Below are 11,256 nucleotides of genomic sequence, written 5' to 3'. Positions count from 1 at the left end.
CCGGTGAGGCGCGCGATCGGGGTCACGTCGAGGATGGTCATCGGGCTCTTGTTGGCGATGCCAGCGCCGACCATCACGAGGCCGCCGATCATGATCGCATTGCCCTGGCCCTTCTTCTGGCCTGCGAAGCGCGGCAGGCCGACCATGCCGCCGGCGCCGCCGACATTCTCGATCCTGAACTCGCTCAGGATGCCGTCGGCGCTGGCATCGCCAACAAGAGCCCGATGACCATCCTCGACGTGACCCCGATCGCGCGCCTCACCGGCGAGGCGCTGGTGGTGGTGGTTCCGGCGGCCTCGCCCTTCAAGACGATGGCGGACCTTGTCGCGCAGCTCAAGAAGGACCCGAAATCGGTCTCCTGGGCCGGCGGTTCGGCGGGCGGCACGGATCACATTCTCGTGGGGCAGATCGCCAAGGCCAATGGCGTCGATCCGCGCCAGACGAGCTACGTCGCCTTCGCGGGCGGTGGCCCGGCCCAGGCGGCCCTGCTTGGCAACCAGGTCTCGGCCGGCGTGTCGGGCTATGGCGAATTCGAGGAGCAGGTGAAAGCCGGCAAGCTGCGCGCGCTGGCGGTTTCCTCGGAAGCCGCACAGCACAACGTGCCCTCGCTCAAGGAGCAGGGCATCAATATCGTGCTGTGGAACTGGCGCGGCGTGTTCGGCGCTCCGGGCATCACCACCGCGCAGCGTGATGGACTCGTGGCGCTGATGGACAAGATGGTCAACGGCCCGGCCTGGAAGAAGACGCTCGAGACGCGCGGCTGGGAAGGCATCTACCTCACCGGCGACAAGTTCGGCGAATACGTGAAGCAGAACGTCGCCGACACCACCACGATCCTGAAGGATCTCGGCCTCGCCAGCTGAGGCACAGGGCCAGGCCTGCCGGACGGGGCGATGACGGATCGCCCCGTCCCTTTCTGGAGCGCTTTTTTATCAAGCGTTTCAAGCAAGGCATTGAAATTCGTGGCGAACTGGGCTTCGCTGCGACGTGCCGTTTGTGCATCCAGAGGGGGAACTGGAGGAGCCATGTCCGATTCATCATCCGAACACATCGAATCCACGCTGCCGCACAGGCTCGTCGCCTTTGGCGTCATCGCGCTGGGCCTTGCGGCCGCATGGCAGTCAACACTCATTCCGCAGGTTCTTTACACCACGGTCGGCCCTTCGGTTTTCGCCTGGTTCGTCGCGGGCTTCCTCCTGGTGCTGGGCGCTCTGCTGCTCGTCGCGGCGTTTCGCGGCGGCTGGGCAGCCGACCAGGAAGGCACGCTGAGCGAATGGGGTTCGCTGGGCTGGGTGACCCTCGGGCTTGTGCTCAATGTCGTCCTCATCGAGTGGATCGGCTTCATCCTGTCCTCGACGCTGCTCTTTGCCTGCGTGGCGCGCGGCTTCGGCAGCCGGAAATTCCTGCGGGATGCGGCGATCGGCTTCGGGCTGGCGCTGATTTCCTATGTCGGGTTCGACCGCATTCTCGGCTACAAGATCGGCTCCGGGCTGATCGAGAAGCTCCTCTGAGGCAGGGACTGGGCAGGGACTCGCCTCGCGGCGAAGCGACGTTCCGGGGGGAACATCATGGATACTCTCGCTCTTCTGATGCAGGGCTTCGCCAATGCGCTGACGCCCATGAACCTGCTATGGGCGCTCGCAGGGGTTACCGTCGGCACGGCCATCGGCGTGCTGCCGGGTCTCGGTCCGGGGCTGACCATCGCGCTGCTCCTGCCCATCACCTACAAGGTGGACCCGACCTCGGCCTTCATCCTGTTCGCCGGCATCTATTACGGCGCGATGTATGGCGGCTCGACCACCTCCATCCTGATCAACACACCGGGCGAGAGCGCAACCATCATCACCGCGATGGAAGGCCACAAGATGGCGAAGAAGGGCCGCGCCGGCGCGGCTCTCGCCACGGCTGCCGTGGGATCGTTCGTGGCCGGCACCTTCGGCACGCTGGGCATCACCTTCCTGGCCCAGCCTGTCGTGGAACTGGCGCTGAAATTCGGGCCAGCCGAATATTTCTCGCTGATGATCCTCTGTTTCGTCACCGTGTCGGCGGTGCTCGGATCATCCGCCCTGCGAGGGCTCACCGCGCTCGCCATCGGCCTGTTCTTCGGGATGATCGGCATCGACCTGCAATCGGGCCAGCCGCGCTTCACCTTCGGGATCGTGGAACTGCTGGATGGCATCAACGTGCTGATCGTGGCCGTCGGCCTCTTCGCGGTGGGCGAGACCCTGCATCTCGCGACGCAAAGGAAGACAGAAGAGGAAGTCATCGACATCAAGGGCCCGGTGGGCATGACGAAGGAGGACTGGAAGCGCTCCTGGAAGCCCTGGCTGCGCGGAACAGCCTTTGGCTTCCCCATCGGCGCAATGCCTGCGGGTGGTGCGGAAATTCCGACCTTCCTCTCCTATTACACCGAGAAGAAGCTCGCGAAGAACCCTGAGGAATTCGGCCATGGCGCCATCGAGGGCGTTGCCGGGCCGGAAGCCGCGAACAACGCGTCTGCCGCCGGCGTGCTCGTGCCGATGCTCACTTTAGGCCTGCCGACCTCGGCCACCGCCGCCATCATGCTCTCGGCCTTCCAGAGCTATGGCATCAACCCGGGGCCTCAACTGCTCGCGACGCAAGGGCAGCTCGTCTGGACGCTGATCGCCTCGCTCTTCATCGGGAATGTGATGCTGCTGGTGCTGAACCTGCCGTTGGTGGGACTGTGGGTGAAGATCCTGAAAATCCCGCAGCCGCTGCTCTACGGTGGCATCCTCGTCTTGGCGACGATCGGCACTTATGGCATCAGCCGCTCGGTGGTGGATCTCATCCTGCTTTATATCGTGGGCTTCATGGGCTTCATGATGCGCCGGTTTGATTTCCCGACATCGCCGGTCATCATCGGCATGATCCTGGGGCCGATGGCGGAACAGGAATTCCGCCGTGCGATGACCATCTCGAATGGCGATCCGATGATCTTCCTGCAGAAGCCCCTCTCGCTCACGCTGCTGGTGCTGGCGGCGATTGCAATCCTGTCTCCGATCATCTGGAGGCTGAGGCGCCGCAAGGCAGCGGCCTGAAACCAATCCGGCCGCCAGCAAGACCGTGCTCCCCCCAAGGGTGGCAGGCTGCGGCGAAGCACTTCGAGAGAAGGCATTTCTTTAGGAATTGCGCATGTAAAAAGGCTCGAGCCATAGAACATGGTGTCTTCATGCGAACTCGCCAATTTGATTGGAAACCCGGCATTGGCCTTTCATGGCATGGCGAAGCGGGCTTCGAGCCCGATTTCGTTCTGTATTTTGGGTCGCGCGCGCTGCTGTCCGATCCCGCCTGCTACGATTCCCTGCGCCAGACCTTTCCCCACACGGCTCTCGTTGGCTGCTCCACCGGCGGCCAGTTCGACCAGACGCAGATCTGCGACGATCGGGTGCTGGCGGTCGCGGTGGGGTTCCATGAATCCCGCGTGCGGCTCGCCTCGGTCGAGGTCAGGTCACCAAGCCACTCGGCTGAGGCCGGTGCCGCCCTTGGCCGGCAACTGGCCGCGCTCGACCTGCGTGCGATGCTGGTCTTCTCCGATGGTCTGAGCGTCAACGGCACGGCCCTTGTCGCCGGCTTACAGGACGCCGTGAGCCCCATGGTGACCATCAGCGGCGGGCTTGCCGGCGATGGAGCCGCCTTCGAACGAACGCTCGTGGGGGCCAACGCGCCGCCGGCAAGCGGTTGCGTTGTGGCGATCGGCCTTTATGGCGATCATCTCTCGATCCAGACCGGCCATGCCGGCGGCTGGACGCCTTTCAGCCCCCGCCGCGTCATCACCCGGTCACAGGGCAATTTGCTGCAGGAACTCGATGGCCGGCCGGCTTTCGAACTCTATCGTCGCTATCTCGACGAGGAAGATCTACGCGCCCTCCCCGGTTCGGCCTTGCTTTTTCCGTTGCGCATCGAGCCCCAAGGCCAGACCGGGCAGGATGTGGTGCGGACGATTCTCTCGATCGATCAGGCGAGCGGCGAGATGATCTTTGCCGGAGACATGCCGCAGGGCTGGAGCGCACAATTGATGCGTGGCAACTCCGCAAGGATGGCCCAGAGTGCCGCCGGGGCCATGCGTCAGGCGCAGCCAAGGGCGAGCGAGGCGGAAGGACTGGCGCTTCTGGTCTCCTGCATTGGGCGGCGCCTGCTGACGGGCCAGTGCGCGGTGAACGAGGTCGAGGCCGCGGCGGAAGCCATGGCAGTCCGGCATGCGCTGATCGGCTTCTATTCCTATGGGGAGATTTCACCGCATGCCCAATCCGGCTTCGCGCAATTGCATAACCAGACCATGACCGTCGTGACGGTCTCGGAAACGAACGACGAAGCTTGATGTCCCACCGTCTCTACGAAAAGCAACTCGCGCAAGCGACCCGGCCCGACCAGAGCGTGGATCTCGCTCGGCTGGGGGAGCTCGTGACCGCGGCCTATGCCGAGGCCGAACGCGAGCAGCGGCGCACAGAACACTCGATCGCCGTGATGATCGAGGAAGTCGACCAGCTCAATCGCAGCCTCCAGGCCTTGGTGGCGGCCCGCACGGCGGAGCTTGCCGAGGCGACTGATGCACTGAACATGACCCTGGACAATGTGGACCAGGGCATCGTGATGATCGACAGCGAGGGCCGGATCAGCAGCTACAATTCCCGCTTCGTCGAATTTGCGGGTTTGACGCACGAGGAATGCCGCGGCCGCCCGCTTTTCCGCACGGTCTTGGATCGCATGATGGCCAGAGGGGAGTTCGACCGCGCGGAAGCCGGGTTCCGCCATTGGGTGAACACCTCGGCCCAAGAACCGGACAATCGCATTCTTGAGCACACCCGGCCGGATGGCACGGTGTTGCGCGTGCAGACGCGCCGGTTGCCACAGGGTGGCGAGGTTCGCGTCCTTTCGGATATCACCGATATCGTCTCCCGCCAGCGCGAGGTGGAGCTGGCCCGCCGCCTGCTCGAGGAAACCATCGAGCATGTGACGCAAGGCGTGCTGAAGATCAGCGCCGACCGGCGGATCGAATTCTTCAATGCCCGCGTGGTGGAGCTTCTGGGTCTTCCCGAGGGCATCCTCCGGCTGGGCATGCGGTTCCGCGAATTGACCGAGTTCCAGTTCCGCAATGGCGAATTCGAAGGCCAGAGCGAGGAGTTTATCCATTTCGTGCGCAATGGCGGCGTTCTGGACAAGTTCCTGGCCTATGAGCACAAGCGGCCGAACGGCCGCGTGCTCGACATCCGCACCATCCCCATGGCGGATGGCGGCGCGGTTCGCACCTTCACCGATGTGACCGATGCGCGCCAGCACGGGGATCGCATCCAGCGGGCGGAGGCGGAATTCCGCTCGCTGTTCGAGAACTCGATCGTGGGGATCTACCGGTCGTCGATCGACGGACGGCAGCTTCGCGCCAATCCGGCGCTGGCCCGGCTCAACGGTTTTGCCTCCGAGGCAGAGATGCTGCAATCGGGTGAGTATCCGGCCCGCGACTGGTATGTGAACCCCAATCGTCGTGATGAATTCGCAGCCATCATGCAGAAGGAAGGCCGTGTCTCGGATTTCGTTTCCGAGGTCTATCGGATCCGAACGCGCGAGCGGGTCTGGGTGTCTGAATCGGCCTGGATCGTGCGCGATGACGAAGGCAATCCACTCTATTACGAGGGCATGGTCATCGACGCGACGGACCGCAAGAAGGCCGAGAGCGAGATCCAGCATCTCGCCCTGCACGATGTGCTGACGAATCTTCCGAACCGGACCCTCTTCCTCGAAAAACTGGGCAATGCCCTCGCAACCAACCGGCGTGGCAATGAGCTCGCGATCCTTTGCCTCGACCTCGATCACTTCAAGGACGTGAACGACACGATGGGGCATGATGTGGGCGACGTGCTGCTGCAGCTCGCGGCGCGACGCCTCTCGCGCGTGGTGGCGCAAGCCGGGATGGCCGCGCGGTTCGGCGGCGACGAATTCGCGGTGATCCTGCCGGAATTACGGGAAAGGGAGGCGGTGGTGCAGCTGTGCAAGAGCATCATCCGCAAGCTTTCCATGCCCTACCGCGTGCGAGGCAAGCGCGTCTTCGTGGGGGCCAGCGTCGGCGTGGCCCTCTCCCCGGCCGATGGCACCGATCCGCATGAATTGTTCAAGAAGGCGGATATCGCGCTCTATCGCGCAAAACGCGACGGGCGCGGCACCTATGCCTTCTTCGATGAGGGCATGACAGCGGCGATCCGCGCGCGGCGGGAGGTGGAGCAGGAACTGCGCCGCGCCATCCAGAACGACGAGTTCGTGCTCTATTACCAGCCGATCATCGATCTCGAGCGCAACCAGCCGATTGCCTACGAGGCGCTGATCCGCTGGAACCATCCACGCAAGGGCCTGCTGTCGCCGGCCTATTTCGTGGAAATCGCGGAGGAGGGCGGGCTCATCCTGCAGATCGGCGAAATCGTTCTCCGGCAGGCCTGCCGCACCTTCGCGAAGCTTCCGGCAGAATTGTCCGTCTGCGTGAACCTTTCATCGGTTCAGTTCCGCAACCACCAGCTCGCGGTATCGGTCATCAACGCGCTGGCGATGGCCGGCCTCGCCCCGCATCGGCTGATCATCGAGATTACGGAATCCGTGCTGCTGATCGACGATAACCGCACGCTCGACATCCTGCGCCAGCTTCGCCTGCTGGGGGTGCAGATCGCGCTTGACGATTTCGGCATCGGCCATTCCTCACTGAGCTACATCCAGAAATTCCCCTTCGACAAGATCAAGATCGACCGCTCCTTCGTGCACGATACCGACGACGGCACCATGAACATGGCGATCCGCCGCGCGATCCTTGGCCTTGGGCACGATCTCGGCGTGGATGTCGTGGTCGAGGGCGTCGAGACCACCCATCAGCGCGACATTCTGATCTTCGAAGGCGCGCGCTATGCCCAGGGCTTCCTGTTCGGCCGCCCGCTTTCGGCCGAAGCCCAATTCGGGCCGGAATTCGCGGCGGACGCCGTTCGCAAGGTGGCCTGAGCCTCGCCGGCCCGTTCCTGAAAACAAGAAACCCGGCATCGCTGCCGGGTCTTCGCGATGGGGCCCGCGCTCCGGCAGGGCCCCATCCTCCGGCGCGTCACTTCGTCAGGCGAAGCTCGCTGATATTCATGCCGATCTTCGAGAATGCCGCCAGGAATTCCGCCGCATTTTTCGCATCGAAGAACTGGCCGCCCGTATCGAGGGCACAGGTCTTCAGGAGTTCCTTGGTCGGCACGTCGCTCACATCGAAGGCCACCGAATAGATGGTGATGGCATTGGCCGTATCCTTGGAGATGTTCTTGCAGGTCTCCTTGACGAGCTGGTTCGAGAGCGCACCATTCGAGCCGTTATGGGTGGGATAGTTCGGTGACTTGGTATTCAGGCCATCCGTCATCAGGATCAGGAACTTGCGCACGGGGTTCGCCGTTGTGCGGGTCGCGGCGTTGCTGAGCGGCGCCTGCGGCGAAAGCATGCGCCAGGCCCAGATCAGGCCCCCCGGGATATAGGTCTCGCCATTCGGCGTGAGCGCCTGGATGCGGGCCTTCGCCGAGGTTGCATCGGTGGTCAGATCGAGAATCTCCGTGCCGCAGGTGATGTTCATGATGCCCGGGATGCGTGTGCCGTAGCTTCCATCCAGTGTGTTGAGCGGGTAACTGCGCGAGCCGGCGCAGCCGTTCCATTTCAAGGTGGTGGTCGTGGTCTTGCAGACTTCCTTGTCCGGCCCGTAAACCGGGTCGCACTTGGTCTGGAAGTACCCGGCCTTGGCGGCAGAGCCACCACAGGTAAAGGGAACACCATCATTATAGCAGGTCCCCGGCGGCTTCGCTGGCTGCGGGGGCACCCAGAACTGCTGGCAGTTCGTCGAGCCGATCACCTGCTTTTCCATCTTGCAGCTGGTCGTCGTGGTCGAGGAATCCGGCGCGACATTCATCCAAGGCTCGTTGCGGTTCGAAACGCCGATATTCACATATTGCCCGAAGGGCACGATGCCGAATTTCAGCTTGTCCGGGTCCAGCGCCAGAGGCTTCAGATCGTCGATCAGCTTGCTCGCGGCATCCTTGAGCGTCGCGATCTTCCAGCCGGTCATCGAAAAGGTCGTGTCAAGCGCCAGCACCACTTCGGTAGGCGTGTTGAGCGTGCCGATCGCTTCCGCGAAGGTGGAAACGCTGAGGTCCTGGTGGCCGAGAATCCGGCTCATCGTGGTGGGGATGTCGGCCGAGGCCGTGATCCGAAAGCCGTAGTTGCGGCCATCCTTCACGATGTTCTCCGGCTTCATCGAGATCTTGGTCAGATCGTTTTCACTCTGACTGAGGTTGGCCTCAAAAACCTGCTTCGCCGCTTCCTCGCGCTCGGCGGGAGTTCCGACGAGGCGGGCTCCCGCGAGGGCGGCCGCGTCCGCCGCAAAGAAAAGTGAGGATTTGGCTTGCGCGCCGCGTGCATAATCCACGGCAAGGCCAGTGACGCCGATCAATCCCACGGAACTCAGGGCGAAGATCATGGCGACTTGACCGCGGCGGTCTCGCGCGAAACGACGCGTCAAGGTAGAAAGCTTTTGGCAACCCATGGCTGACCTCGTGGAAACGGGATTTCAGTTCCCGAACGCTCGCGCCAAAACCGGAACAAAGTTTTAAATCGATCGCGGAGCCGCGAGAGCGAAGTTCCCGGAAGTTTCATTCAAATGCGCGGCAAAATCGCGCAAATACGCCGTTTCAGACCCTGAGAGCGCCGGAAAACGGAAATGGCGACACACGCCTTGCATGCATCGCCGCCCCACAATTATTGGTTGCAAGGTAAAGATGAACTTGCCACAATCGGTTGAAATCACACCCGTCCCTCGATGGCCCGCCGGAAGAGGTCGGCGCAGGCCTCTTCCGTCAGCGGCACGGGATTGCCGCCGGCGGTGGGATCGTTGGGGGACATCGTGGCCATCAGCGCGACATCAGGGCTCTGCACGCCGAGTTCCTTCAGCGTGTGCGGAACGCCGAGTTCAGCGCGCAGCTTCATCACGAAATCGAGGAAGGCAGAGTAGCTCGGTTGCAACCCGAGATAGGCCGCGACGCGCGTGAGCTTCTCGTCGATCACGCGGCGATTGAATTCCAGCACATAGGGCATGAAGACGGCGTTCGTCATGCCGTGATGCGTGTTGTAGAGCGAGCCCACGGGATGCGAGAGCGCGTGGATCGCGCCAAGTGCCTTCTGGAAGGCGGTTGCGCCCATCGCGGCAGCACTCATCATGTGGGCGCGGGCCTCGAGATCCGCGCCGTCCTTCGCCGCGCGCGGCAGATATTCCTTCACGAGGCGCATCCCCTCGAGCGCGATGCCATCGGCCAGCGGATGGTAGAACGGCCCGCAATAGGCTTCGAGGCAATGCGCGAAGGCATCCATCCCCGTGCCGACCGTGATCAAGCGGGGCATGCCGATGGTGAGTTCGGGATCGCAGATCGTGATCTTCGGCATCATCAGCGGGTGGAAGATCACCTTCTTCGTATGCGTGAACTCATCCGTGATGACGCCGGCGCGACCCACTTCCGAACCTGTGCCGGCCGTGGTGGGCACCGCGACGATGGGGAAAATGCCGGCCGGGTCTGCGCGCGTCCACCAATCGCCGACATCCTCGAAATCCCACATCGGACGCGTCTGCCCGGCCATGAAGGCGATGACCTTGCCGGCATCGAGCGCCGAGCCCCCGCCGAAGGCCACCACGCCATCATGCTGCCCCGCGCGCAGCACCGCGATGCCCGCTTCCACATTCGCCGCCACCGGGTTTGGCTTCACATCGGAGAAGATGGCGCAAGGCAAACCCGCCGCATCCAGCTGCGCCTTGGCGGCCGCGACCATCGGCATCTTCGCAAGCACGGGGTCGGTCACCAGCAGGGGTCGCGAAAGGCCCGCCTTCCTCACCGCATCGGCGAGTTCCAAGATGCGCCCCGCGCCGAAGCGCACAGCGGTGGGGTAGTTCCAGTTGCCGCGAAGGTTCATGGTCGGTCTCAGACGTGTTTCAGGTGGAAGCTCTTGGGGCGGGTCAGCGCGTCGTAGCCGAGGACGGAGAGCGAAACGCCGCGCCCGGTTTCCTTGCACCCGGTCCAGGCGAGGCCGGGATCGAGATAATCCGCCCGGTTCGCGAAGACCGTGCCTGTTTCGAGCCTTTCGCCGATGCGTTCGGCCGCCGCGATATCCCGCGTGAAGATCGCGGCGGTGAGGCCGTATCTGCTGTCGTTCATGAGGCGGATCGCTTCGTCATCATCGCGTACGGGCATGATGCCGAGCACGGGGCCGAAGCTCTCCTCGCTCATCACCGCCATGTCATGGGTGACGTTGGTGAAGATCTGCGGCGCGAGATAGGGCGTGCCATCGCGATTCGCGGCCCAATCCACCGGGCAGAGCTGCGGCTTCGCGCCCGCCTTCATCGCCGCGTTGGATTGCGCGCGCACCACATCCGCGAGGCGCAACTGCGCCATCGGGCCCAGCGTCACGGCCTCGCTCAGCGGGTTGCCCATCACATATTGCTTCACAAGCGCCTTCGCGTCGGCCACGAACCTGTCGAAGATATCGGCATGCACGTAAGCCCGCTCGATGCCGCAGCAGCATTGGCCGGAATTGAAGAAGGCAGCATCGATCACCGTCTCCACCGCGTTCTGCCAATCGCAATCGGGGCGAATATAGGCCGGGTCCTTCCCGCCAAGCTCAAGCCCGACGCCCGTGAACGTGCCCGCCGCCGCGCGCTCGATGACGCGCCCCGCTTCCACGGAGCCCGTGAAACAGACCTGGTTGACCGAGCCGGAGGAGATGATCTTCAGCGTCTGCTCATGGCCGAGGGTGAGCGTGCGGAAGAGCCCCTTCGGCAACCCGGCGGCATCGGCCGCCATCTGGAAGCGCTCGCCCACCAGCAGGGTCTGCGCCGCGTGCTTCAGGATCACGGCGTTCCCCGCGACCAGCGCCGGCCCCACCCGATACACCGCCGTGAGATAGGGGTAGGTCCACGGCGCGATGGTGAAGACGATGCCGGCGGGCCCGCGCCGGATGAACCGCGTGAAGCCTTCGCGCCTTTCCGGCACGATATCCGCCAGCGCCTCAGGGGCGATGGCAATCATGTGCCGGGCGCGCTCGGCAAAACCGTTGAGCTCGCCCGCGGCGATGAAGGCCGGCGCGAAACCCCATCACTGCCCGGTGGATTGGGCCGCCCATCGCGCTGGCACGCCCTAACTCGCGCCGCAGATCTTCACCAACGTCACCCATCACATGGCGGTGATGAGCGAGGAGAGC

Annotated in this window: 8 protein-coding genes and 1 pseudogene; 5 read left to right on the top strand and 4 right to left on the bottom strand. The window is 63.7% G+C overall.

Going from position 1 to position 11,256, the window contains the following annotated elements:
* Positions 1–167: pseudogene (locus tag ACKODO_RS06525) on the bottom strand (tripartite tricarboxylate transporter substrate binding protein); the annotation flags it as partial.
* A 57-nt stretch (positions 168–224) separates the two neighbouring features.
* Here ACKODO_RS06525 and ACKODO_RS06520 point away from each other — a divergent pair.
* The 5 genes from ACKODO_RS06520 (at position 225) to ACKODO_RS06500 (ending at position 6,993) form a co-directional block, all read left to right on the top strand.
* Positions 225–863 (top strand): Bug family tripartite tricarboxylate transporter substrate binding protein, encoded by a 639-nt coding sequence (locus ACKODO_RS06520; protein WP_408982640.1) that lies wholly within the window; start codon positions 225–227, stop codon positions 861–863.
* A 162-nt stretch (positions 864–1,025) separates the two neighbouring features.
* Complete coding sequence (locus tag ACKODO_RS06515; protein WP_408982639.1) at positions 1,026–1,511, top strand: tripartite tricarboxylate transporter TctB family protein; 486 nt, start codon at positions 1,026–1,028, stop codon at positions 1,509–1,511.
* 57 nt (positions 1,512–1,568) lie between these two features.
* On the top strand, positions 1,569–3,059 hold the full coding sequence (locus ACKODO_RS06510; protein ID WP_408982638.1) for a tripartite tricarboxylate transporter permease: 1,491 nt from the start codon (positions 1,569–1,571) through the stop codon (positions 3,057–3,059).
* A gap of 131 nt (positions 3,060–3,190) precedes the next feature.
* On the top strand, positions 3,191–4,339 hold the full coding sequence (locus ACKODO_RS06505; protein ID WP_408982637.1) for an FIST signal transduction protein: 1,149 nt from the start codon (positions 3,191–3,193) through the stop codon (positions 4,337–4,339).
* Positions 4,339–6,993 carry an EAL domain-containing protein gene (locus ACKODO_RS06500; protein WP_408982636.1) on the top strand — a complete coding sequence of 885 codons (2,655 nt, stop codon included), beginning with the start codon at positions 4,339–4,341 and terminating at the stop codon, positions 6,991–6,993. Before ACKODO_RS06505 ends, ACKODO_RS06500 begins: the two co-directional genes overlap by 1 nt.
* 97 nt (positions 6,994–7,090) lie before the next feature.
* On the opposite strand, the gene ACKODO_RS06495 is transcribed toward ACKODO_RS06500, so the two are convergent.
* From ACKODO_RS06495 to ACKODO_RS06485, 3 genes are all read right to left on the bottom strand, one after another.
* On the bottom strand, positions 7,091–8,491 hold the full coding sequence (locus ACKODO_RS06495; protein ID WP_408982635.1) for a pilus assembly protein TadG-related protein: 1,401 nt from the start codon (positions 8,489–8,491) through the stop codon (positions 7,091–7,093).
* A 323-nt stretch (positions 8,492–8,814) separates the two neighbouring features.
* Positions 8,815–9,972: an iron-containing alcohol dehydrogenase gene (locus tag ACKODO_RS06490; protein WP_408982634.1), complete on the bottom strand. Its 1,158-nt coding sequence runs from the start codon at positions 9,970–9,972 to the stop codon at positions 8,815–8,817.
* An 8-nt stretch (positions 9,973–9,980) separates the two neighbouring features.
* The gene (locus ACKODO_RS06485) at positions 9,981–11,084 is read right to left on the bottom strand and encodes an aldehyde dehydrogenase family protein (protein WP_408982633.1); all 1,104 of its coding nucleotides are present in this window, start codon (positions 11,082–11,084) and stop codon (positions 9,981–9,983) included.
* Positions 11,085–11,256 lie beyond the last annotated feature (172 nt).

This window comes from Rhabdaerophilum sp., assembly GCF_046092605.1.
In the GTDB taxonomy this organism is placed as follows: Bacteria; Pseudomonadota; Alphaproteobacteria; order Rhizobiales; family Beijerinckiaceae; genus Rhabdaerophilum.
Note: the sequence above shows the minus strand (reverse complement) of the source record. Positions and strands in the feature narration are given on the sequence as shown.